This is a genomic window from Pararhizobium polonicum, from assembly GCF_001687365.1.
GTDB lineage: Bacteria > Pseudomonadota > Alphaproteobacteria > Rhizobiales > Rhizobiaceae > Pararhizobium > Pararhizobium polonicum.
The window spans coordinates 204,351-228,420 of the sequence record NZ_LGLV01000014.1 but is presented as its reverse complement, the minus strand read 5'-3'; the positions used below and the strand labels follow the sequence as shown (position 1 = coordinate 228,420).

The 24,070-nt window shown below is 59.0% G+C and carries 20 protein-coding genes and 5 pseudogenes; 5 read left to right on the top strand and 20 right to left on the bottom strand.

Annotated features, from left to right (window positions below; genetic code table 11):
* Positions 1–698: 698 nt before the first annotated feature.
* From ADU59_RS22025 to ADU59_RS22000, 6 genes are all read right to left on the bottom strand, one after another.
* The gene (locus ADU59_RS22025) at positions 699–1,109 is read right to left on the bottom strand and encodes a hypothetical protein (RefSeq protein WP_068956540.1); all 411 of its coding nucleotides are present in this window, start codon (positions 1,107–1,109) and stop codon (positions 699–701) included.
* Positions 1,110–1,400: 291 nt separating this feature from the next.
* Positions 1,401–2,360, bottom strand: coding sequence for a sugar phosphate isomerase/epimerase family protein (locus ADU59_RS22020; protein ID WP_068956538.1), 960 nt, complete (start codon positions 2,358–2,360; stop codon positions 1,401–1,403).
* Positions 2,357–3,361, bottom strand: a complete 1,005-nt coding sequence (locus tag ADU59_RS22015) for a Gfo/Idh/MocA family oxidoreductase (protein WP_068956535.1) — start codon at positions 3,359–3,361, stop codon at positions 2,357–2,359. Before ADU59_RS22015 ends, ADU59_RS22020 begins: the two co-directional genes overlap by 4 nt.
* 88 nt (positions 3,362–3,449) lie before the next feature.
* Positions 3,450–4,373 (bottom strand): sugar ABC transporter substrate-binding protein, encoded by a 924-nt coding sequence (locus ADU59_RS22010; protein ID WP_068956534.1) that lies wholly within the window; start codon positions 4,371–4,373, stop codon positions 3,450–3,452.
* Between the two features lie 93 nt (positions 4,374–4,466).
* Positions 4,467–5,471 (bottom strand): ABC transporter permease, encoded by a 1,005-nt coding sequence (locus ADU59_RS22005; RefSeq protein WP_068956532.1) that lies wholly within the window; start codon positions 5,469–5,471, stop codon positions 4,467–4,469.
* Positions 5,471–7,021: a sugar ABC transporter ATP-binding protein gene (locus ADU59_RS22000; protein ID WP_068956530.1), complete on the bottom strand. Its 1,551-nt coding sequence runs from the start codon at positions 7,019–7,021 to the stop codon at positions 5,471–5,473. Before ADU59_RS22000 ends, ADU59_RS22005 begins: the two co-directional genes overlap by 1 nt.
* A gap of 160 nt (positions 7,022–7,181) precedes the next feature.
* Here ADU59_RS22000 and ADU59_RS21995 point away from each other — a divergent pair, with 160 nt between their 5' ends.
* From ADU59_RS21995 to ADU59_RS21990, 3 genes and pseudogenes are all read left to right on the top strand, one after another.
* The gene (locus ADU59_RS21995) at positions 7,182–8,219 is read left to right on the top strand and encodes a LacI family DNA-binding transcriptional regulator (protein ID WP_068956528.1); all 1,038 of its coding nucleotides are present in this window, start codon (positions 7,182–7,184) and stop codon (positions 8,217–8,219) included.
* 589 nt (positions 8,220–8,808) lie between these two features.
* Positions 8,809–8,988, top strand: a pseudogene (locus tag ADU59_RS29765) (oxidoreductase); the annotation flags it as partial.
* Positions 8,987–9,160: pseudogene (locus ADU59_RS21990) on the top strand (transposase); the annotation flags it as partial. The pseudogenes ADU59_RS29765 and ADU59_RS21990, both read left to right, overlap by 2 nt.
* A 170-nt stretch (positions 9,161–9,330) precedes the next feature.
* On the opposite strand, the pseudogene ADU59_RS29760 reads toward ADU59_RS21990, so the two are convergent.
* The 6 genes and pseudogenes from ADU59_RS29760 to hydA form a co-directional block, all read right to left on the bottom strand.
* Positions 9,331–10,106: pseudogene (locus ADU59_RS29760) on the bottom strand (IS5 family transposase).
* A 78-nt stretch (positions 10,107–10,184) separates the two neighbouring features.
* Positions 10,185–10,406 (bottom strand): annotated as a pseudogene (locus ADU59_RS31210) (IS1595 family transposase); the annotation flags it as partial.
* 110 nt (positions 10,407–10,516) lie between these two features.
* On the bottom strand, positions 10,517–11,491 hold the full coding sequence (locus ADU59_RS21975) for a dihydrodipicolinate synthase family protein (RefSeq protein ID WP_068956519.1): 975 nt from the start codon (positions 11,489–11,491) through the stop codon (positions 10,517–10,519).
* A 64-nt stretch (positions 11,492–11,555) separates the two neighbouring features.
* A complete protein-coding gene (locus ADU59_RS21970; RefSeq protein ID WP_068956517.1) occupies positions 11,556–11,957 on the bottom strand; it encodes a VOC family protein in 402 nt (133 codons plus the stop codon).
* A 150-nt stretch (positions 11,958–12,107) separates the two neighbouring features.
* Entirely contained in the window at positions 12,108–12,887 is a 780-nt protein-coding gene (locus ADU59_RS21965) for an SDR family oxidoreductase (protein ID WP_068956570.1), read from the bottom strand.
* A gap of 26 nt (positions 12,888–12,913) precedes the next feature.
* Complete coding sequence (gene hydA, locus ADU59_RS21960; RefSeq protein WP_068956515.1) at positions 12,914–14,323, bottom strand: dihydropyrimidinase; 1,410 nt, start codon at positions 14,321–14,323, stop codon at positions 12,914–12,916.
* A 131-nt stretch (positions 14,324–14,454) separates the two neighbouring features.
* Between hydA and ADU59_RS21955 the strand changes: the two genes are divergently transcribed.
* A complete protein-coding gene (locus ADU59_RS21955) occupies positions 14,455–15,114 on the top strand; it encodes a GntR family transcriptional regulator (RefSeq protein ID WP_158515757.1) in 660 nt (219 codons plus the stop codon).
* Between the two features lie 26 nt (positions 15,115–15,140).
* Here ADU59_RS21955 and ADU59_RS21950 read toward each other — a convergent pair whose 3' ends face one another.
* The 7 genes from ADU59_RS21950 to ADU59_RS21920 form a co-directional block, all read right to left on the bottom strand.
* Positions 15,141–15,929, bottom strand: coding sequence for an ATP-binding cassette domain-containing protein (locus ADU59_RS21950; RefSeq protein ID WP_068956511.1), 789 nt, complete (start codon positions 15,927–15,929; stop codon positions 15,141–15,143).
* Positions 15,922–16,884, bottom strand: coding sequence for an ABC transporter ATP-binding protein (locus ADU59_RS21945; protein WP_158515756.1), 963 nt, complete (start codon positions 16,882–16,884; stop codon positions 15,922–15,924). Before ADU59_RS21945 ends, ADU59_RS21950 begins: the two co-directional genes overlap by 8 nt.
* A 5-nt stretch (positions 16,885–16,889) precedes the next feature.
* The gene (locus tag ADU59_RS21940; protein WP_158515755.1) at positions 16,890–17,747 is read right to left on the bottom strand and encodes an ABC transporter permease; all 858 of its coding nucleotides are present in this window, start codon (positions 17,745–17,747) and stop codon (positions 16,890–16,892) included.
* Between the two features lie 85 nt (positions 17,748–17,832).
* The gene (locus ADU59_RS21935) at positions 17,833–18,780 is read right to left on the bottom strand and encodes an ABC transporter permease (protein WP_068956506.1); all 948 of its coding nucleotides are present in this window, start codon (positions 18,778–18,780) and stop codon (positions 17,833–17,835) included.
* 9 nt (positions 18,781–18,789) lie between these two features.
* Positions 18,790–20,352, bottom strand: a complete 1,563-nt coding sequence (locus tag ADU59_RS21930; RefSeq protein WP_068956504.1) for an ABC transporter substrate-binding protein — start codon at positions 20,350–20,352, stop codon at positions 18,790–18,792.
* A 75-nt stretch (positions 20,353–20,427) separates the two neighbouring features.
* A complete protein-coding gene (gene hisC / locus ADU59_RS21925) occupies positions 20,428–21,573 on the bottom strand; it encodes a histidinol-phosphate transaminase (protein WP_158515754.1) in 1,146 nt (381 codons plus the stop codon).
* Entirely contained in the window at positions 21,533–22,270 is a 738-nt protein-coding gene (locus ADU59_RS21920; protein WP_068956502.1) for an RraA family protein, read from the bottom strand. The genes hisC and ADU59_RS21920 overlap by 41 nt, the downstream gene beginning before the upstream one ends.
* Positions 22,271–22,516: 246 nt before the next feature.
* Between ADU59_RS21920 and ADU59_RS29750 the strand changes: the two are divergent.
* Positions 22,517–22,776 (top strand): annotated as a pseudogene (locus ADU59_RS29750) (IS6 family transposase); the annotation flags it as partial.
* Positions 22,777–22,799: 23 nt separating this feature from the next.
* Here ADU59_RS29750 and ADU59_RS21910 read toward each other — a convergent pair.
* Positions 22,800–24,032 carry an acyl-CoA dehydrogenase family protein gene (locus ADU59_RS21910; protein ID WP_068956498.1) on the bottom strand — a complete coding sequence of 411 codons (1,233 nt, stop codon included), beginning with the start codon at positions 24,030–24,032 and terminating at the stop codon, positions 22,800–22,802.
* Positions 24,033–24,070: the final 38 nt, after the last annotated feature.

The window sequence follows — 24,070 nt, the reverse complement described above, 5'->3', positions numbered from 1 at the left end:
TCCCGGCAAGGTCCGAGCTTGCCACTGTCGCGACGGCGCCCCCGCCGCGAAGGCTCCAACGAACCAGTTCGATCCAATCGCGGCTTGAGCCGGACCGCCGTGGCGGCGGAAACAGAAAAATCAGCGGCGGCGGCGCGGCGCGACTTGCCGCGCGATATCGCATCGACAATCCGATGACGCAGATCCAAGGAAAACGCGTGAGACATGGCAAAATCCTCCTGCCATATCGAATCACAAAAGTCCCCAGAACGGAATCCACAGATTCACAAAATCCCCCCGACGCTCTAATGCGACTGAGTTCCTGATAGGCGCCATTCGCGAGTTATATAGCCGGTCAAGATCTTTGTGTTGACGGCGGTTTCACGAAATCAATTCTGAGCTACCTTCCCGGGCGTCCAAGCTCAAAACAGTAGTCTTGGAAAATCATGGGCTGAATGCCACCATCTCGTCACGAAGAACGCTGGCGCGACCAAGCCAAGCTGGTCACCCTGCACGTGAGCGACGCGTCATATCTTAAGAATTCCCTTTGCAACAGGCATCCAATTTAACAGCCCCCGATGGGAGCCGGAGGCTGTTGTAACGTCATTGCAGATGGGGGCCGTTTGAATGCGGTTACCCGAAGTGGGGGGACCTTAATCCATGCCGAACCACACCAAACGGCTTCCGGCAAAGGCCACGCGGTTCACTGCTTTCCCGGCTTAGCTAAAGAAGTCCGGCCCCAGTGTTCCTTGAAGCCGCTCCTTCAGGCCAGATGAAAATTCGCGAACGACGTCAAACGGGCTTTGAAAGAGTTTGATGTTGTAGATGAGACCAGACTCATTCCGAGTGACGATGGTGGCGCCGGCGATCGGCTTGCCAGCGTGTATGGCATCCCACTCAAGGTAAGTCTTCACACCGTCAACCGTCTCCGCAGTGAACACGAATTGTTCGTACATAGTGCTCGTCGCGGCGAAGAACGCGCCGATGAGTGTCGGGCCGACCACCGCCTTGCTAAGGGCTGTGGCCTGAAGCCTAGCGTCAGCGGTGAACGATTCCGCGAAGTCGCTCGTTCCCTTTTTCTTGACGATTTGCATCCATGCCGTTCCCGGCGTGTTGGTGTCAGTGGGCATAATAATCTCCTATCAAGTGTCTACGTTCTCGTTGAAAGCGCGCGCATGCTATTTCTCGAGGTGGCCGATGAGAAACTCGCCGGCTCTCTGCAGCGCGTCGCGGGCCTGAGGCAAAGCTGCTGTTTGAATGCGCCAGACGTGCAGAGAAATAAGATCATTGCAAGATCGTAGACATTCCGCTTATTGACTTCTGCCACTGCTAAAGGTGAGGACTGGCCATGCCTATCCTGCCCGCGGCAGACGTTGCCGCGGGTGTATTCTCTTTTGAAGCCGGGCTGTCGTGCAGGGTGTCTATATCGCCTGGGGTCTGAAGTCAGCCGCGGCGCTGGGCATTACGCCCTGCAGGAGAGCAACGGATTTCTCCAGGCCTTCCAGGGAATTCAAGAGCACGTCCTCATGCTCGATCGAAAGCCAGCCGTCATATCCGGCCATCTTCAGGCGATAGCAGAATTGACGCCACCACTCCTCTCCGTGGCCGTAGCCCAGCGTGATATAGGACCAGCTGCGAGCAGGGATATCCATCAGGCTTCCGGTTTCGAGAAGGCTCGTAACAGCCTGCTTCGGAGCGTTGAGGAAAGTGTCCTTGGCATGAACATGATAGATCGCATCGCCGAGAGCTTCGGCGGCAATCAACGGGTCTGCGCCCATCCAGAAGAGGTGTGAGGGATCGAGGTTGGCGCCGACGGTCGGGCCGACGGCCTGACGCAGCTTCAAGAGCGATGGCACATTGTACACACACTGATTACCATGAAGCTCCAGAGCGATCCGCTCGACACCATTTTCCTTCGCAAGCGCGACGATCTCCTCCCAAAATGGAAGCAACTTCTCTTCCCACTGATATCGAAGGATAGCCTGTGTCTCTGGCGGCCAGGACGAGACGACCCAGTTCGGCATCGTGTCGTTGGGGCTGCCGGCAGGCAGGCCTGACATGGTGCAGACGGTTTTAATTCCCATTTCGCCAGCGACCCGGATCGTATTCTTTAAGCCTTCACCTTGCATGAGGTCTGTCGGATGCAACGGATTGCCGTTTGCGTTCAAGCTGATCACCTCAAGGTCGCGGTCGGCAAATCCCTGGAGAAAGGATTTCTGCGCATCCCGGTTACCCAGCATGGCTTCCAGATTGAAGTGCGGCGCGGTCGACCATCCGCAGGTGTTGACTTCCACCCCGGATACGCCCATGCGCCTGGCGTGCTCGAGCAGTTGATCGATTGGCACGCCGCCAAGGCTGTCGGATACGAAACCCAGTTTCATGCATAGAACTCCGGCTTATTGATCATTTCGACTGCGACTTTGCGCCCCTCGTTCAAAGCTTTGACGCCAGCTTCCGCGACGATGGCCGCGCAGTAGCCGTCCCAGCAACTCGATGCGATCTCCGGGAATTCCCGGGTCTCTACGAAGCGCAGGAAGGCACGGTTCTGGCGACGATAGGCGTCATAGTACCGGCCGCGCCAATCGGCGTCATAGCCGGTGTGTTGGCCGAGACGCTGGTCGATCCGCGTAAACGCGACCTGGTTCATCGCGATCGAGGCTTTTTCACCAACGAGTTCCGCGCGCACGTCGTAGCCATAGGCTGCGTTGTTATTGATTTCGATATTCACCAGCTGCCCATCCTCGGTCTCCAGAACCATGACGACAGGAGCGACCAGTGCATCCGAACGTTTCGGCTGAAACGCCGAGATCGATACATATTCTGTGCCAAGCACATGACGGACCACGTCGAATTCATGCGGCGCTGAATTGGTAATCGCCATCGCACCTGTGAAGTCAGATGCGGGCGTTTCCACATTGCGATGGAAATTGTGCATCATCAGCGGGCGCCCAATCACCCCGCTTTTCAGCGCCTGCTGCATTTCCATATAGGATTGGTCATACCGTCGCATAAAGCCGAGCTGCACGAACCGGGCAGCCGCTGCCATTTCGGCGTTCATCACCTTCAGGCATTCGTCGGGCGATTGTGACAGAGGCTTTTCGCAAAGGACCTTCTTTCCAGCTGCGATACAGGCGAGTGAAAGGGAGGCATGGGTGAAATCGGGGCTTGCCACGATCACCGCATCAATGTCGGCACGGCCGATAGCCGCTTCCGGATCGTTTCCGACATCAGCCGCACCATACAAATCGGCCACCTTGCGAGCGCGGCTCACATCCATATCGCAGACGAGTTGAAGGGTGGCGCCCTGCATTTCTTCGGCAACGATCTTCGCGTGATCCGCGCCCATCAGGCCTGCGCCGATAACTGCAATTCTTATTGTCATGGTCTTTCCTGTGTTTCGGACAAATGGCTGATGGATAAGTGAAAGGTTCGGCGTGCCGGAAACGGATTTCCGACACGCCCGGGAGGAATTACTTCTTGATGAACTGGTCGACGTTTTCCTTGGTGATGGAGGCGAAGGGAACCAGCTTCTCGGCCGGCGCCTGTTCGCCCTTCTTGATACCCTCAACGACCTCGAAGGCGGCCTTTGCCTGACCGGCGGCGTCTTGGAAGATCGTCTGGGACATTTCACCGGCTTTGATGGCCGTCAATGCATCCGGAACACCGTCGACGCCGGAGATAAGCACGCCCTTGAGGCGGTCGGCACCCTTGAGAGCTTCGAGAGCACCCAGCGCCATCTGGTCATTGGCGGTGATGATGCCGTCGAACTTCGGGAAGCTCTGGATCCAGTCTTCTGTCACCTTCATGCCTTCGGCGCGATCATAGTTTGCCGAGAGGCTGGCGAGCGTCGTGACGTCAGAACGGCCGAGGGCTTCTTCGAAACCTTTCTTGCGTTCCTGCGTATGCGACAGGCCCGGCGTGCCTTCGAGATAGAGGATCTTGGCGTCCTTTGGCAGGTTCGCCTTCATGAACTCGCCCTGAAGACGGCCGGCGTCGATGTTCTTGGAACCGACAAAGGTGTATTTGCCGCCAGCCGATTGAATCCCGAGAGCAATGACCGGAATTCCTGCCGCGTTGGCCTTTTCGACGCCTGGGACGATGCCCTGGTAATCGACGGGAACGACAACAATTGCATTGACCTTCTGGGCAATGAAATTGTCGATCTGGTCAAGCTGCTTGCTGGCGTCATTGTTGGCGTCAGAGAAGTTGACTTCGACAGCCGGGTCGGACTTGGCGGCTTCGATGAAGGCATTCTTGCGTGCCATGACGAAGACGTCGGTGTCGGCCATGTTCGCATATCCGACGACGAATTTGTCAGCGGCAAAGGCAGCATTTGCCGACAGCGCGGAGACGGAGACGGCGCAGGCGAGAGCAAGTTTAGCAAAAAGTTTCATAGGGTCCTCCCAATTGAGACTAGGTTACGTTCAGCGCCGCGAGGCGCACATACAGTTGGTCCCGGCCGCGCTTGTGGTGCGGCCCGAGCGGTGTCAGGCCTTCTTTTTGCTGCGGGCCGATTTTGTCCAGACATCGAGGATGACCGCGATCGCAATGATCAGTCCCTTGATGATCTGCTGCCAGTACGAGCTGACATTGAGGAGATTGAGGATGTTGTTGATGACGCCGATGATCATTGCACCGATGACTGTGCCGGTGATCGTGCCGGTTCCGCCCATCAAGCTTGTACCACCGACGACGACTGCCGTGATCGCATCGAATTCATAGCCGACGCCGCCTGCCGGCTGACCGGAATTGATGCGCGACATCAGCACGATCCCGGCGACCGCGCAGAGAATCCCGTTGAAAATAAACGCCTTGACGACGATGCTATCGGGATTGATGCCGGAGGCTCTGGACGCCCGCTCGTTACCGCCGACCGCGTAAACGTAGCGCCCGAACTTTGTCTTGTTGAGAAGACCCCATGACAAGATGACAAAAGCCACCAGGATGAGCACGGAAATCGGAACCGGACCGAGCGAACCCTGGCCGATGATCTTGAAGTCGCCAAGACCGGTAATCGGCGAGCCGCCGGTGTAGAGCAGCACCACGCCACGAGCGACCGTCGTCATCGCAAGCGTCATGATGAAAGATGGAATCCGGAAGAATGTGATGACAAAACCATTGATCAGGCCGGTAAGGATTCCGACCGCGATCCCGGCACAGACGGCAAGAACCACGCTACCAGTCATGGCCATGACGCTTGTGGCGATCACACCGCAAAGTGCCAGCACCGACCCGAGCGACACGTCGATATGGCCAAGGATGATGATGAAAGTGACGCCGCAGGCAAGAAGACTGACGACCACGACCTGGCGCAGCACGTTGGTCAAGTTGGCTTCGGTCAGGAACGTCGGGCTTAGAAGCGACGCAAGAATACAGATACCAATGAAGATCAGCACTGTTCCGTATTTGCGGTAAATCTGCGCAAAGTTCACATTGCTCAGCGGCGACGCTTTGCCCTGCCTGTCGCTTTTGGTTGCCGTTTCGATGCTCATCAGTGTCCTCCCGTTGCAAGGCGCATGACGCTTTCCTGCGTCGCCTCGCTTCTTGTCAGTTCGCCAGCAACGCGGCCCTCGCTCATCACCATCACGCGGTCGCTCATCCCGAGAACCTCGGGCAGTTCCGACGAGATCACGAGGATCGCCAGGCCTTGGCGGGCAAATTCAGTCATCAGTTTGTGGATTTCGGACTTGGAGCCGACATCGATGCCGCGCGTCGGCTCGTCCAGGATCAAGAGCTTGAGATCGCCCAGCAGCCATTTCGCCAACACGATCTTCTGCTGATTGCCGCCACTCAGGTTTTCGACAATCATCTCCGTGTTCGGCGTCTTGATCTGCAGCATCTTGATCATACGCTGCGCGGCTGTTTCCTCCCGCCGCTCGCTGATGAACAGCCCTGACGCGAACTTCTTCAGATTGGCGAGCGAGATGTTTTCGCCGACCGATCGGCACAGCACGAGCCCTTCGGCCTTCCGGTCCTCCGAGACCATGGCGATGCCGTGGCGGATTGCATCAGTCGGAGAGCCGATCTTGATCGGCGTGCCATTGAGTCGAATAGTCCCGGCGTCGTATTTGTCGAGTCCGAAAATCACGCGGGCGACTTCCGTTCTTCCCGCGCCGATCAATCCTGCCAATCCAACAATCTCGCCCGCGCGGACCGTCAGATTGACGTCTTCGAAGACGCCGGCGCGGCTGACATTCTCAAGGGACAGAACGACGTCACCGATGGGCACATCCTCTTTCGGGAAAATACTTGAAATGGTCCGACCAACCATTTGAGAGATCAGCTTGGCTTCGGTGTAGTCGCTCGACGGCCCTGTCGCGATGAACTGACCATCCCGCATGACGGTGATGTCATCCGCGATTTGGAAAATCTCGTCCATTTTGTGGGTTATGTAGATGATCGCAACGCCGTTCGCCTTGAGGTCGGCGATCTGCTGAAAAAGCATGGATACTTCAGTGTCGCTGATTGCCGACGTCGGCTCGTCCATGATGACGAGAGACGCTGCGCGCGAGATCGCTTTGACGATCTCGACCAGCTGAATGGCCGCGATCGAAAGATCACGCATCTTCGTGTCGGCCGAATATTTGAGGCCAAGTCGGTCGAGAAGCTTTTGCGTGTCGGCGTTCATCTGGGCGAAGTCAACGAACGAAGCGAACACGCCCTTTCGCCCGATCGTCGGCTCACGGCCGAGGAAGATGTTCTCGGCGATGGTCATGTCGAGGACCGGGCTGAGCTCTTGATGGATCATCGAAATGCCGCGATCCAGAGCTGTGGCCGCGTTTTGATGGTCGAGCTTCTCGCCTTGAAAGAAAATCTCTCCGTCGTCGATGGCGTAAATGCCGCTTAGGATCTTCATCAGCGTCGATTTGCCGGCACCGTTTTCGCCGACCAGGACGTGGACGCTGCCTGGCCGGACGCGCAGGCTCATACCGTCAAGTGCGCGGACGCCCGGAAAAGATTTGGTAATCCCCCGCATTTCGAGAACATATTCGTTCTTGGCCGCTGCGAGTGATGTCGCCGGGGCTCCTCCCACCGAAGTCATATGAATATTCCTCCTAACCACAGGCTCTCCCAAGCCCGGCGCCACAAGGCGTCTTTTCTGTTTCCATTCTCTGTCAACTTCTTCATTTTATGTCAATTTCTGTCTATATTTTTCTCTCAAATTCGTTCACAATGACTTTCATGAAATGGGAGAATATGTTGTGTCACGACCGACGATTGCCGATCTGGCAAAGGCAGCAAATGTTGGAATTTCAACGGTGGACAGGGTCATCAATGGCCGCCATCCGGTGCGACCGAAGACCGCCGAACTCGTTCTCGAGGCCGCTGAACGCATCGGGTTTCACGGCCTCACGGCGATCAAACGTCGGATCGAGGCGGATAAACCCGTGATCAAATTCGGTTTTCTGCTTAAGCAACAGCACCGAAAGCTCTACCAGATGTGGAGCGAACTCCTCACGAAGGCTGTCGACGCCTACCCCGATGCCCATGGGCGAGCGATTGTTCGGTTTATGGACGACCTCAGTCCTGACAAGGCAGCTGCCGCAATTCATGCACTTAGTCGCGAGGCTGACGTCATCGGGATGATCACGTCGGACCACCCACAGGTCAATCATGCGATTGCCGACCTTGCTGCAGATGGCATCCCCGTGGTCACAATGATCTCTGACGTATCCGCTCCGGAGCGAGCAGGTTTCGTCGGGAATGATTGTGCCAAGAAGGGAAGGACAGCTGCCTGGTTCATCGCACACCTCAATTCAAGGCCGGGCGAAGTGGCTGTATTCGTCGGGAGCCACCGCTATCTCGCCCAAGAACTTTGCGAGATGGGCTTTCGATCGTATTTCCGGGAGGCGGCACCGAAATTCCGGATGCTCGAGACGTTTGCGACGATGGAGGAGCCACAGACTGCCTACGAACTGACAAAGCAACTTCTAGTGTCGCAAGAACGATGGGTTGGCCTTTACGTTGCAGGGGGCGGAGTAACAGGGGTAATGCAAGCCCTTCGGGAGGATCGAAGTACCGCAGCCCAGAAACTGGTGGTCGTGGCCCACGAGCTAACCAATGAAACGCGAGCCGGTTTAGCTGAAGGGCTTTTGAAGGTCGTGCTGTCACATCCTGCGCGCCAACTCACAGACACGCTGGTGCGCTCTATGGGCGACGCTGTTTTGAACAGAGGAGAACACACCGCTACCGCCCAGAATATATTGCCGTTTGACATACATACCGCCGCAAACATATGAGCATTTATCTTCGGAGCGTGACAAAGGCGAGCGCCAGGACATAACTCGCCTTGGTTGTATCTTCGCAGTTCGTTTTTCAATCATACTCCTGAGGCAGACTCCATCTTCAGAAGAGCCCCCGCCAATTGCTGGCCTGACCTTTGTCTGTAGGCAATGCCTAGCGAGACAAGCACCGTGCCAGGCATCATCCGTCGAATGAAACTCCGCGATCCGTCGCTGCTTGGCTGAGCGGGAACATTAAGAGGGCATAGCGTTGGTTTGCCGCTGAACAATGCTAGCAGGAGCGCATCCTCCTGAATACCGTTGCGCCACCCGCAATTTGGCGGACAGGTTGAGCGGTTTTCGGCCGGTAACCTTCCCGGCGCGATCCCAAAGGAAGCCGCCGGAAAAAGGCGATGTGCTCCCATTCGACCCGTAAAGCATGGGTCAAGAAATCGTTGGAAACAACTTATTCCTGCGAGCGCAGGTGTTCATGGCGTCAGCCATATCGCTAGAATTCCAATAGACGATCGCCGCAATGACAAGATTGAAGCCAGAGGCCGGTTTCCTGAGCTTCAGGGCTGCGCTCGATGATGCGCGGCCACGGCTTATTCCGACTGTCCGGTCGAAATGGGGGGCAGTTCACGATACAAGCAGCCTCTTTCGACCCTTCACCATCCGATCGCTTGAACTCAAAAATCGCATTGTGATGGCACCTATGACCCGAACTTTTGCGCCTGAAGGCGTGCCGGGGGCAGCGAGCGCTGACTACTATCGGCGCCGGGCAGAAGAGGAAGAAGGTTGAGATGCTCTTTGCCCACCTCAAACGCATCCTCAAGTTGGGTCGCTTGCGACGACGGAGGCCGAACGGAGCCCGCGATGAGTTCCACCTTACAGCCGCAGCCCAAAACCTCGAGAAACTCGCAAAGCTTATCCCCACACCGATGCCGGAACCGGAGTGAAAGGAACGACGCTCAGCGCGCCACCACCATGGAAATACGGCCGCATGATTACGACGCGTCTTTTTCAACGATATCGGCTCAAAGCAGACATCCCCGTTTTCCTACTGTGACTATCGTCATCGGGCCATCGGCTCCGATGCGATTGCATTCATTGTCTGCAGCGCGCTGTGCTAGGGCGTGGACTCAAACGATCTAATCCAGATGCGTGTTGCGGCCAGCTTGATGGCGGCGAGAAAGTTGCGCGGGTCTTTGTCGTATCTGGTCGCGATGCCCCGGAACTGTTTGAGTTTGTTGAAGAAGCGTTCGATCAGGTTGCGTTGGCGATAGACCCATGCGCTGAAGGGAAAGCTGGCCTTGCGATTCCGTTTTGCCGGAATGTTGGCCCAGGCCCGTTTTTCTTTGGCCAGATCGCGCAAGGCATTGGTGTCGTAGGCGCGGTCAGCAAGGAGGATCGCGCCTTGGCGCATGTCCTGCAGCATCGGTTCTGCCATCCGATTGTCGTGGGCTTGTCCTGCTGTCAGTTCAAGGCTGATCTGTCTGTCGTCGGCGTCGACGACCGCGTGGATTTTCGTCATCAGGCCGCCGCGGGAACGTCCCATGCAGCCATCGTCTCGATCCCCCTTTTTCCCGTGGCCGCATGCTGATGAACGCGGACACAGGAACTGTCGATCATGACGATGTCGCCGTCGAAGGCCTTTGCGATCTCGCGCAAGACATGATCCCAACCCCCCGCTTTTCTCCATCGCACGAAGCGGTTGTAGCAGGTGGTGTAAGGCCCATATCGCTCCGGCACGTCCGCCCAGGGTGAGCCTGTGCGAAACCGCCACAAAATGCCGTTAATCACCCGCCGGTCATCGACCCGCGGCACGCCGCGACTCTTGTTTGGCAATAGGGGCTGAATGATCGCCCACTCGAAATCAGTCAGGTCGAAACGACGGCGGGTCACGCACGGCCTCCAAATCAAGGCCTCATTGAATCATCCCCTGTCCGGTTAGAAAACCCCGTTTATGAGTTTGCGGCCTAAAGCATCGCCCGCAACGGAACCCGGGGTGACATCTGATGGTCGCTGAACAATCGCCACAATCGGCGTCTTCTGCGTTTTCGCTTGCCCCTTGCGGCCTCTTCCGAGCGATGGATCATCGGAATGCTTTCGTGGTCTGCCACCGAGATAGAGAGGGACAATCTCTACCGTGCTGTCGCGCATGTTTTCTCGCGCCACCATGAGACGCAGCGCATGGTCGATCCGCAGACATGGAGCGAGATCGCCCATCTTCAGGTAGCCTGATCGCAGATCTCGTGCCCAAACTTGACCCGAGGTCCATAAGTTTACAGTGCCTCCCGCAGTGTTTGTCAATATCAAGCCATCGTGCGTTCCGCGCCCGCAACAATCGCGTTTTTGCCGTCGGTTGCGAGCCGCCGTTCGATACGGGCCAGGAGCGAGGTCAGATCTTCGTGGTCACGCGCCGTCAGCTTAGGCCCGGGGTGTCGCGTGACGCCCGAGGCAATAGCACCTCTGCGGCGCAAAACTTCCTTGCGTAGAGCAAGGCCGATACCGGGTTGCGCCTCATGTCGCACCAGCGGCAGATAGATGTCGAAGAGATCTTCGCCCGCTTCCGCGTCGCCCCGCGCATAAGCCGCGCAGACACCGACCAGCATTTCCGGGAAACAGAAGCCGGTCATTGCTCCGTCTGCTCCGCGGGCAAGTTCCTGAGGCAGGTGCAGGCCGCCCATCCCCGTCAAGATACTCAGCCGCCGCGCGCCTTTTTCTTCAGCATCGCGCAGGATAGAAAGCTTGTTGAGCCCCGGCCAATCCTCATGTTTAAACATGACGATTTGCGGATTTTCGGCAAAAATCTGGCCGAGAATCGAGGCTGACATATGAACACCAAGCGCCAGAGGGAAGTCCTGCAAGACCAAGGGCACATCGGGACCCAGCGCATTGCAGATGGCGGCAAAGTAATCGCGGGCTTGCGGGTCGGTCCGCAGTGAGGTGACGGGCGCTACCATCACTCCCGCAGCTCCCGCCGCCATTGCGTCATGCGACAGTTGCACAAGATTGAGCGTGCCCGGATTGCTCGCCCCCACAATGACAGGAATTCGCCCGCCAACCACGTCCAGCACACGACCGAGAAAGCGTCGCGCCTCGTCGTCCGACAGCTTGTTTGCCTCACCCATCATGCCCAGGATGACGAGGCCATGCACACCTGCATCCAGATAAAACTGGGTGAGGCTTTCAGTGCTGGCCAGATCCAGACTGCCATCGTCGAGAAAAGGAGTAGCGGAGATGGCAAAGACGCCACGAGCGTTTGCGGTCAGTATCTGGGAGGGCATGGAATGGTCCTGTATCGGGTCGGTGGGTTGCGGGCCAGACGGGGTAGCCGCCTGCGGAGGCAGGTCAGACGATCATTTCGGCCGCCGGCCAGCGCGGGTCGAGGAACTGCTGGATTTGCAGGTGGTAGCCTTGCGGATCCCGGAAGAAGGTGCCGATCAGCGAGCCATCGCCCAGTGGCTTCGGCGGATGCTCGAATTCGACCCCTTTTGCCAGCAGCCGCTCGTAAAGTGCCTGCACATCGGCGGTCAGGAATGTGACCATCATTCCTTTGGTTCCCAGCGGTCGTTCCGGTATGCGACATACGCCAATGAAGGCACCGGCTGCCATCCGAAACACACGGCAGCGGGCCTGTTCCAAGACCAATGGCAGCTCCATCACATCGCGATAGAACGGGACGAGTTTCTCCAGTTCCTCGGTGTAAAGCCAGGTCACGGCTTGATTTATCAGCGGTTCGTTCTTGGTCACGTTTCACTCTCCTTTGCGCTCGGCATCGCGGGCCATCCGGCTCCATGAAAATTGATATTCTATCTGTATACATCCGGAATACGAGTAAAGAAATCGTAGATATGCTGGTAGAGTAATGGAGGAGTGTGGCAGGCTCGCGCCCGGTTTTCTTCAGCCCACTGAGAGGAGTTGCCCGCCATCAACTCGCAGGAACGATCCAGTGATGAAGCCTGCCTGGCGACTGGCGAGAAAGGCTGCGGCGGCCCCGAATTCGGCAATTGTGCCATAGCGACCAACGGGGATACGCGCCTGCGAGGCTGCACGCACCTGATCAAGACTTTGCCCGGTACGGGCAGCGTTGGCTGTGTCGATCTGGCTGGTGCGATCAGTTGCAATACGGCCGGGGATGAGTACATTCACCGTCACGCCATCGGCCGCCACTTCCTGCGCCAGCGACTTGCTCCAACCCGCAATTGCTGGGCGAATGGCATTGGAAATGGCAAGGTTCGGGATGGGCTCGATCATACCGGAGGAGCCGACGGTCATGATCCGGCCAAAGCCGCGCGTGCGCATAGCCGGCAAAAGCCGGAGCGCGAGATCGACAGGTCCTGCGAAAAGCTGCTCGAAGGCCGCACGATAGGCGCCGATGGTGATGACACTTGCAGGTCCTGCCGGTGGGCCGCCGCTATTCAGCACCAGAATACCGATGGGATCGAGGCTTGCCTCCACCTGGCCGGCCAGCGCCGCAACGCTGGCCGGGTCAGAGGTGTCGCAGGCCAGTCCCTTGGCCCCCGCACCAATTTCGGCTGCCGCGCGCTCGGCGTCTTCCAGCTTGCGCGAGGTCAACAGCACCTTCGCACCTGCTGAAATCAGAGCCTCCGAAATACCGCGGCCGATACCCTTGCCGCCGCCCAGTACCAGGGCGGTTTCACCCGTCAATCCGAGGTCCATTTTTCTGTCCATTCGTTCTGTGTGTTTCAGGAATCCCAACGGGCTGCATCGCCGCCGCTTCGTGGCAGAAAGCGCCCCTCACCCGGGCGCGCGAGCAATTCGCCCTCTTTCAGTACCAGTTTTCCGCGCCGCCACACCGCTGAGATTGCCCCGCGCAATTCCATGCCAGGGTAGGGGGTGTAGCCAGTGCCGTCTTGCACCGTATCATCCGATAAGAGAGTGGTTGAATCCGGGTTCCAGAGAACCAGATCGGCATCGGCACCGACGGAAATCCGTCCCTTCCGGCCAAGATTATAGATCCGCGCCGGTGCCGTAGCGCCCAACTCCACCACCTGAGGTAAGGTCAGCTTTCCGCGCAGGGCTGCGTCAATCAGGAGCGGCATCCGCGTTTGCAAGCCTGGCATGCCATTGGCGATGCGATTGAAGGCAACGTCTGGCCCTGCCGCAAATTTTCCCGTGGCATCGGGGCGGAACGGCGCATGATCTGATGACACGATATCCAGATCTCCGCCTCGCAACGCGGCCCAGAGCGCGGCCTGATCCGCCACGCCTCGCAAAGGCGGCGAGCACATCCATTTCGCGCCCTCATTTCCCGGGCGTTCCATCGCGCTGTCGGTGAGGTAAAGATAATGCGGGCAAGTTTCGGCCCAGATCCGCACGCCGCGTGCGCGGGCCGCGCGGATCAGATCCAGCGAATTCGCAGTAGAGACGTGGAAAATCATCACCGGCTGGCGCGTCAATTCGGCCAGCGCGATGAGCCGTGAAATCGCCTCGGTCTCGGCCAGGCGAGGATGTGCCGCAGCCTGATGTTGCGGCGCGGTTTTGCCCTCGGCCAGAAGACGCGCGGTCGCCCATTTGATCATCGCATGGTTTTCGGCATGGACGCAGACCATCGCTCCCGCGGCTTTGGCGGCGGTCAGAAGCGCCAGAAGACCACCGTCATCGACGATCAACGGATCATAGGTCATGAACACCTTGATCGAGCCATGGCCTGCAGCGATCAGAGCCGGGAGATCCTCGGTCAAAACCTTTTCCGTCGGTTCTGTTACGATCATGTGGAAGGCATAGTCGGTCATTGCGCCGATTTCGGCCCGGACATGGTAGTCCGCGACGACCGCTGTCAGATCCTTGCCACGATGCTGCGCGGCGAAAGGGATGATCGTCGTCGTGCCGCCATGCAGGGCAGCGCGGCTGGCGCTTTCCCAGCTATCGGCATTCATGATGCCCGCCGCCGTCATCTGCTCGATATGGCAATGACTGTCGACGCCGCCCGGCAACAGGAAATGGCCCGCCGCGTCATACTCTGCCAGACCGGGCCGCAGATCGTGGCCAATGGCTGTGATTTCTTCACCGCGCAGGCCAATGTCAGTGGCGGCCATCTCACTTGCGGTCACCAGCCGGGCATTGCGGATGACCAGATCGAAAGGCGGGTTCATAGGTGGCCCCCTGCCCGCACCATTTGCGGCTTTGCGGGTGAATGGTTCAGTTCCACACTTCCTCCGGGAAGAGGAATACAATATGTATAAAATTCGTATGAGAAATTTTCTAGCTTGGTATGGTCAGCCGCATGGATAGCAAGACACAGAACTCCGCATCTGAAACCAACACGACGTTGGCACAGACCGCTTATGATGTGCTGCTGTCGCGCATTCTGGATGGCACCTTTGCCACGGGCAGTCAGGTATCTGAAGGGCGCATCGCCAATGATCTGGGGCTTTCGCGCACGCCGTTGCGAGAGGCCATCGGCAGATTGGAGGGGGAGGGGTTGATGCAGCGCTCGGGCCGGTCGGTGACCGTGCGCGCGATCTCGTTGCGCGACTATATGGAGGTGCTGCACATGCGCCGCTTGCTGGAATGCGATGCGGCGGGGATTGCCGCGGCGTCTATCTCTCTGGATGTCGTGGCGGTGCTGCACGAGCGGGTCCAGGCGATGCAGGATAGCGTCAGCTCGGCTGAACACTGGGCGCTGGATGACGATCTGCATGATGCCATTGCGCGCTCCACCGGCAGCAGCCTTCTTATCAAGACCGTGGCTGATTTGCGCCGGCGTACCCGGATGTTCGGCCGTGACCGTATTCCCGGCCGCTTCGAGGGTGGTCGGCAGGAGCATCTGCGCATCCTCGATGCTCTTTCCGCGCGCAACAGGGGGGCCGCAATTCAAGCCATGGCGGAGCATCTGGAAAACGCCAAGAACGCCATTCTTGCGGAGCTGCAGCGCTTCGGCTGAGCCGTGAGTGTGGAGGAGGCGTCGGGTCATGGTGCCGTCGCCGCCAGCAGTTGCCTGGTATAGGGGTGTTGCGGTGCCGCGAAGACTGTTTCGCAATCTCCGACCTCGACGATCTGGCCCTGCTTCATCACCGCCAGCCGATCAGACAAATAGCGTACGATGTTCAGGTCATGCGATATGAACAGGTAGGTCAGCGACAGCCTTTGTTGCAGATCAGCCAGCAGGTTGATTACCTGCGCCTGGATCGAGACGTCAAGCGCACTGGTCGGTTCGTCCAGGATGATGAATTCCGGCTCCACCGCAAGGGCGCGGGCGATGCCGATACGCTGCCGTTGCCCTCCTGAAAGCTGATGTGGCCAGCGGTCCATGGTGGTGGCGGGCAGGCCCACAAGGGATAGAAGTTCGACAATCCGGTCACGCCTGGCGCCCCGGTTCATCTGCTTCATATGCAGTTCAAGCGGGCTTGCCAGCACATCCGAAATCCGCATCGCCCGGTTGATCGAGCTTTGCGGATCCTGAAACACGATTTGCGCCCGCTTGCGGAAACCATGCAGGGCATCGCCTTGCAAAAGCTGGCCATTGAAACGGATCTCGCCCCCCGAAAGCCCCTCCAACTGCATAATGCAACGGGCAAGCGTCGATTTGCCGCTGCCACTTTCACCGACAAGCCCCAGTGTCTCGCCCCGGCGGATGGTCAGGCTGACGTCGTCAAGGACAATGTTGGAGCTCGACCGGCCCACGAGGCGGGCCGCGAGCGAAGGGTTCAGGCGATATTCCTTACGTGCACCGCGCACTTCGACCAGAGGTTCAGACATGGGCTGCCTCCTTTACCGCAACATGGCATGCGACCTGGGTGCCGCAGGAAAGCGTCACCAGCGGCTGCGGCTGCGAACAGGCATCCACCACGCGGTCGCAGCGGGCACGAAACGGACATCCGGCGGGGAGGCGGGCAAGATTTGGCGGTTCCCCCCGCACCGGGCGCAGAGGGTGGGTCTTCTTGTTGCCGCGGGGAATAGAAGAGAGGAGCGCTCGGGAATAGGGATGCATCGGGTGCTGAAACAGCTTCTGTGTACTGGCTTTTTCGACCAGATGGCCCGCATACATAACCGCCACATCGTCGCAAATGCGCGAGACCAGCGACAGGTTGTGCGAGATAAACAGCATCGACATCCCCATTTCCTGCTGCAATTCCCGTAGCAGCGCGATTACCTGTGCCTCGACCGTCACATCGAGCGCCGTGGTCGGCTCATCCGCCACCACGAAGCTCGGCCTTGCGATCAGGGCCATGGCGATCATCACCCGTTGCTTCATCCCGCCGGAGAACTGATGCGGATATTGCGCCAGACGCTTGCCGGGTTCGGGTACGCCGACCCGGTCCAGCAACTCGACGGCGGCGGCACGGGCGTCACCGGGCAGGCCGTGTTGACGATGGATGCGCATGATCTGTGTGCCGATGGTCAACACCGGGTTCAGCGCGGCGGCTGGGTCCTGAAAGATCATTGCGATCTCTTTTGCACGAAGCCGCTGAAGCTCGGCTGCCGGCATTGCCAAGAGATCGCGCCCATGGAAAGTGACGCTGCCGCCGGTTACGGCATCCGCCGGTTCCAGAAGCCGGGTGATGGCGCGGGCTGTCACACTTTTGCCCGATCCGCTTTCGCCGACCAGTGCAAGTGACCGCCCTGCGCCGATATGGAAGCTAACCTCGCGGCTGGGCCAGACCTCGCCCACCGACGTCTTGAACCGGGTGCTCAGATTGCGGACCTCGATCAATGCCATCAGTTCTGCCCCCGGCCATTGAAACGCGGGTCCAGCAGATCGCGCAGGCAATCACCCAGCAGGTTCAACGACAGCACCGTTAAAAAGATCATCGCGCCGGGACAGAGGGTCAGCCACCATTCGCTGGAAAAGACATAGGTCTTGGCGTCCGATAGCATACCGCCCCAGCTTGGCAGTGGCGGCTGGATGCCGAGGCCCAGGAAGCCCAAAGATGCCTCGGCAATGATCGCGTCGGCGACCATGGTCGTGCTGTAGACCACGATGGGCGAGATGCAGTTGCGCATCACATCACGAAAGAGAATGCGCATTCCAGAGGCGCCAAGTGCACGTTCGGCCAGGACATATTGCTCCTGGCGTTCGATCAGAACGGCGGCGCGGACAAGTCTTGCGATTTGCGGCACTGAAAGGAGGCCGATGACGATCATCAGCTTGGCGATGTGCGGAATGGTAATCGGTCCGATCTCGATAGGGCGCGTGCCAAGGGTGCCGATCACCGCAATGGCCAGAACGATGGCCGGAAAGGCCAGCATCACATCCATCACCCGCATGATGATATTATCGATCAGGCTACCGGGACGGAAGCCCGCCACGGCCCCCAATGGTACGCCAATCGCCAGTGCCAGCGACACCGTGCCGAGGCCCACCAATACCGACGTTCTCGCGCCATGTGCGATGCGTGAAAATACGTCGCGCCCAAATTGATCGGTGCCCATGAAATGCAGCATGGACGGTGCGACGAGCCTGTCGCGGCTGGGGGCCGAGACCTTGTGTGTCGCAAGGAATTCAGGGAACAGAGCCGCGATCAACACAAGGATCAGGACGATCACGCCAAACAGCGCCAGCGGATCGCCCAGCACAGCCCGGCGGATCTGCCGCACGAGTGAGGGCGGCGCTTCAGCGCCGTCGGCAACTCCTGATCTGGTGCCTGACGCCATGCCGGACTCAGCCCCGCAGGCGGGGGTCGAGGGCGATGTAGAGGATGTCGACAATAAAGTTGATCCCGATGAAGAGAAGGACGTTCAGCAGCACGATGGCTTGAACCAGCGGATAGTCACGACTAAGGATTCCCTCAAACAACAGCCGGCCGATGCCGGGGATATTGAAGATCACTTCGGTCAGTACGGTTCCGGAAAGCATGACGCCAAAGGCGAACCCCGCAACTGTCAGTGTCGGCACCATGGCGTTACGCAAGGCGTCGTGCCACAGAAGCCGACGCTCGGGGATGCCGGCGGCGCGTCCGGCGAGAATGTAGTCACGGGCCAGAATGTCGATCAACGAAGCGCGCAACATCCGCATGATCGTGCCTGCATAGGCGGTGCCGAGCGTGATCGCAGGCAGGATCAGGTGGCGCAGGCTTTCGAGCGGGTCTTCGCTTGGCCAAACGAAACCGCTGGTCGGCAACAGTTGCAGTTGCACCCCGAAAGTGAAGATCAGTAGCAAGCCCAGCCAGAAGGCTGGCATCGACAGCCCAATCAGCGCCGCAAGACGCGCCAGATGATCTGGTGCCCGGCCCTTGAACCTTGCGGCAACGATCCCGGCCGGAACTGCTATGGCAAAGGCGACGGTGATCGAGGCCAGAGACAGAATGACCGTGCGCGGGAAACGGTCTGACAGCGTTTGGGCTACCGGCAATTTGAACGTGAAGCTGTTGCCGAAGTCGCCCCGCAGGGCATCTGTCAGCCACTGCCAGTATTGCACTGGCAGTGGCTGGTCGAGACCAAGCTCCACCTGCATCCTGGTGACGGTCTCGCTTGAGGCATCCATCCCGAGGATAGAGGCGATCGGATCGCCCGGAAGCACCCGGATCACGATGAAGATCAGGATACTCGCCCCCACCATCACGAGGATCAGTGAAATCAGCCGCTGGACGATAAGTGTCTTGATATCCATCGCGGGGCGTTAGCCCTTCTTCGCCCTGGAAAGGTCAAGCTGGTAAAGCTTGCTCGGCTCGAATCCCGTCACATCCTCACGCCAGAGGTTGCAGGTGTTCAGCCGTCCGATCCAGATCGAGGTGCAATCGTCGACCAGATGCTTGAGGACCTTTTTCAGATACGGTGCCTTCTTATCTGGCTCGACCTCGCGGAAGGAGTCGAGCACGGCGGCGTCATATTCCGGTACGCAATGCTGGTGGAAGCTGAACTGCGCGCCATCACAGGAATAGGAATTGTAGATCAGGTAGTCCTCGATCGAAAACTGCATGGAGGCATTGGGGAAAGCGAAGAAATCGCCCGCGCGCGCGGCCTTGTACATCGAGGTGAAGTCGATCTGCCGGATGTCCATGGTGATGCCGACATCGGCAAGATTGGCCTGCATGACGACGGACGCATCCGTCACTTCGATATAGGTCGAAGGCGCCGGGATCATCGCCTCGAACGTGAAGCCATCGGGCATTCCGCCTTGGCGTAGGTGGTAGCGGGCCTTGTCCGGATCATAGGACAGTTCTTTGGCCAGCGCCGCGTCGTACCAGAATTCATCGGGCGTGGCGGGAATGCTGGTGGGTGTCACCAGGCCATAATAGATGTCATTGCAGATGAAATCACGGTCGATGGCGCAGGCAAAGGCCTTGCGTAGATGCACATTGTCGAAGGGGGCGATCTTGCGGTTTAGCGGCGAATAGAAGATGCCGGTGCTGGGGCGCATGGCACCCTTGATGCCAGGCTTTTCCAGCGCCGGCCCGAAATCCTTGGGCGGCACCGTGGACGCGATGTCGATGCTGCCGGAGAGGATTGCGGCGAGTTGTGCGGAAGGGTCGGGGATGCGGGTGACGATGATTTTTTCCTGTGGTGCCTTGCCGCCGAAATAACCGGGGAAAGCCTCGAATTCGGCCACGGCATCTGGCTCGAACTTGGTCAGGATGTAGGGCCCGGACCCCGCGCCGTTGTTGCCGAGATAGAGATTGTCCTTGCCCGTCTCGTTCGACACGACATCGGTGCCGGCGCGGACAATGCCTGCCTCATAGCTCAGAGAGTAAAGAAAGCCGGAATTCGGGCGCTTGAGTTCGAAGCGCACACCATAATCACCTTCGGCGACGATCTCGCGGATGAAGCTGGTGAAGTTGTCCTTGCGCCGTGCCGTCGCCTGGAATTGCTCCCAAGTATAGAGCACATCGCGTGATGTCAGCTTGTCGCCATTGTGGAAGGTAACGTCCTTGCGAAGCTCGAACGTGTAAGTCAGGCCGTTATTAGAGATCTTCGGCAGGGCCACAGCCACATCCGGTACGATGGAGCCATCAGGAAGCGTGCGCACGAGGTTGCTGTAAAGCAGATTGATCATTCCCGACGCTTCGACATTCATTACCTGCCAAGGATGCAGATTGGCCATCGACCCCAGCACCGCCGCCCGCAGCGGCGCTGCGCCCGTCGTCTGCGCCATGGCGCGATAGGGCAGGTCAAGTGCCATGGCGGCGGCGGCCGTGCCCAAACCCTTCAGCAGATCACGTCTTCCGAATTTGCCCAGCCCCATGTGAAATCTCTCCTGTTTTCTAAAGCGCGGCACGGCTATCTGTTGGCAATTGCAATTGATCTGAAAACACGCGCCTCAGGCTGCGGTACTTTGAACATAGTCGGACAAGGCCGCGATCACGCGGTCCATCTCGGCGTCGGTGCCGATGCTGATGCGCAGAAATTCGGGCAGGCCGTAATCTTCAATCTTGCGGACCATGATTCCCTTCGCCATCAACTGATCAAAGGCGGAGCGCGATCCGCTAACACCATGGGGGAAGCGGACACAAAGGAAGTTCCCCTGTGACGGCAAGACATCAAGGCCAAGCGCAGTCAGCGCTCCGGTTGTGCGACGGCGGGTGGTTATGGTTTTCGCCACCACATCCGCCAGATGCTCAACCGCCCCCAGCGCGGCAATGGCAGCGGCCTGACCCAGAACATTGACATTGCCGATCTGCTTCATCCGATTCAGCACGCGGATCAGGCTGGCAGGGCCATGCGCCCAGCCCACTCGCAGTGCTGCCAGCCCATAGGCCTTGGAGAAAGTGCGGGCGACGATCACATTCTGCGTGCCTGCGACCAGCTCATGCCCAGCGGAATAATCCCCGGCATTCGCGAACTCGGCATAGGCGGAATCGATGACCAGCACGATATCCTTGCGCAGCCCATCGCGCAGGCGGCGTAACTCTTTTGCGGGCACATGGGTCGCAGTCGGGTTGTTGGGGTTGGCGATGAAGACAATCTTTGTCCGTTCCGTCACCGCAGCCAAGAGGGTGTCGATATCTGTGCGAAAACCGGTTTCCTCGGCCAGGACCGCCGTGGCACCAAGGCGTTCGGCAAAGATCTTGTACTGGATGAAGGAATAGCGGCCGAACAGGATCTCGTCACCCGGCCGGGCATAGCAGCGGGCGATGGTTTCGACCACGGCTTCGGAGCCGTTTCCGCAGATCAGCTCATCGATAGGCAGGCCAAAATGGGTTGCAATCGCAGTGCGCAGTGCGATGGAGGATGGGTCGGGATACCGCTCCAGTGTATTGGCCATATCAGCGACGGCCTTGCGCGCTTCGGAGCTGGCTCCATAGCTCGATTCATTTGCGTTAAGCCGCAACCAGTTAGCCGGATCGCCGCCAGGCTTGCCCTGCGGGACGACCGTTGCGCTGGCCTCATGGATATAGGCCCGGGGAGGAATCGTTTCAGTCACGTCACTCTGCCTTGTCTTTTTGTGCCTCTCGCCAGGCAGCATAGTCCGCCAACGCGGCCTCATTGGGTGGATAGGTACCATCCAGAGGCGCACCAGCGCGGATACGTTCCAGGATGAAGATTTCCATTTCTTCCTTTTCCCGTGCCTCATGCGCCACCTCTGCGGCCAGCGCTGCAGGGATGACGATCACTCCGCAGGCGTCGCCCACGATGATATCGCCGGGAAACACGGCCACGCCGCAGAGATTCACGGGAACCTGAAGGTCGGCGATGTAAAGCGTGCCAGGCCATGGTACCGGAGCGGACCCGGTGCAAACCACCGGCAGGTCGAGTTCTGCCAGGCGCTGCGTATCGGCAACCCCGCCATCAACCACCACCCCAGCAATGCCCCGCACAATCAGGCTTTCGGCCAGGATATCGCCCAGCACCGAACAGCCGGTCGTCCGTCCGGTATCCGCGACCAGAACCCCTCCCGCCGGGATCTCTCGTAGAGCCTGACGGTGCAGGTTCGGTACGGTTCCGGATGCGACAGCCGTCCGCAGATCGGGTCGGGTCGGGATCGCGCGTAAAGTGTAGGCGGGGCCGGCAAAGCGCCGCGTGGACAGTGGCATAAGGCCGGTCACGAACTGTTTTTCATATCCCTTGCGAAACAGGACCGCAGCCAAAGTCGGCACTGGTAACCGTGCGAGATATGCCACCGTTTTCGGGTCTATTTCCGTCACCTGAATTAAAGTCGACATCCTGCACTCAATTCGTATACATATCGGATAAATTGAGGTTAGTGCCGCGCCTGACGCCATGTCAACAGATTAGTGCCCTTATTTTGCTGCGCCGCGAAATAAAGACTAGACATCCAGTAATTGCATGGAAAATAGACATAATTTTTTCGAATGTGCTGCGTTTTTAAGCTATTATTTAGAGGGGAAGAGTGATCCAGATGCCTTTTCTGGAGTGTCGCCCCAACATTTACGGCGGTATTTACCGGCATGAGCCCGAACCCATCGATCAATGTCACGACTCCGCGATATAAGCGTCATCGTTTTCCCGCCGAGATCACAGCGTATGCAGTGTGGCTCTCTTTCCGCTAAGCCTGCGTCATGTAGAAGATCTGCTGGCTGAGCGCGGCATCGAAGTCTCGTTCCAGACTGTAGCGGAATGGGCTGCCCAGTTCGGCCGAAAATACACCGGCTCCATCCGGCGTCGATCCAGGGGAAGTTTTGCCGACAAGTGGCAGTTTGAAAATATAGGCCAGTGAGCGGGGCATTGTCCTTACGCCCCGGCAACGCCGATTTGCCACTGTTGCGGAGGTGCGGTTCCATTGACTGCGTAGTCGCCGACGATGCGGTCCTTGTAGATGCGGGGATTGTGCGATGCCAGCGTGCGGGCATTGCGCCAGTGGCGATCGAGTGCCAAGCCCTTGCGGGTTGCCGATGCGCCGACCGCGTCGAACAGTTGCGAGGCGGCATCGATGATCAGCTGGGACACAATCGGCAGCGCCTGGCAGGTCTCGAGCTCGGCAAGGTCGACAGCCTCGCGATAGGCGGCCTCGTCCCCGGCGAGGCGCGAGACCGCTGCCCGGTCCAGCGCGCGGGCAGTCTGTAGCACGATGGCGGAAGCAGCATAGGCCGCAGAGCGGGCGCGTCCGACAACCTGCAGGACCTGCGGGTCGGCGCGCGGCAGGTCGGCTGCGGCGTTGCTGTAGGTGCGCCTGCGCGTGGCGACGATCTGCGACACGTCGCGGATGATAGCGCGTCCGATGCCGGCCAGCGTTGCAAGGTGCACGAGCTGGTAGAAGGCGGGCGAATAGAGAAAGCGGCCTTCCTCCTTGACGAAGTCGTCGGCCGATACCGGTACATCCTTGAAGAGGGCCGTGCCACTTGCAGTACCGATCTGGCCGAACCCGTCCCAGTCGTCGATGACGCTGACCCCGGCGGCTGCGCGTCGCACCGAGACGGCCACCGTTGTGGCATCCTCGTCCAAGGTGGCGCCCACGTCGATCCAGTCGGCATACAGAGAGCCGGTCGTGTAGAACTTGGCACCGTTCAACACATGGCCGTCCTTGCTGCGGCTCAGCCGTGTCGCAAAACCGTCCATCGGCGCCTCGCCGATTTCGGTCCAGGCGCTGCCGACCGTTTCGCCGCGGGCGATGCGCTGCGCCCAGAGTTCCCGCCGCGCGCCGAAAGGCAGGCCGACGATGTCTTCGACGAACCCGAGGTGCGCACGCAGTGCCTGCGTGACGTTGGAATCGGCTTCCGAAAGCTCGATCAGAAGCGCAAAAATTTCCGCTGCCGTCGCACCCGATCCACCTTCATTTTGCGGCAGGCGTGTGCGTGTGAAGCCGGATTCCTTCAGCCAGGCGATCGGATCGGCCGGCAGGCCGCGTGTCGTCTCGCGCGCGATTGCACCACGCGCAATGCGGTCGAAAACGGGGCGGAAACGGGCGGCGAGTTCGTCGTAGCGGTTCGTCGGGCCTGCGCCCCAGGCCTGGTCTATGCGCGTCATGTCATTCTCCGTGGATGATGGGCAGCAGCGCCATCCGG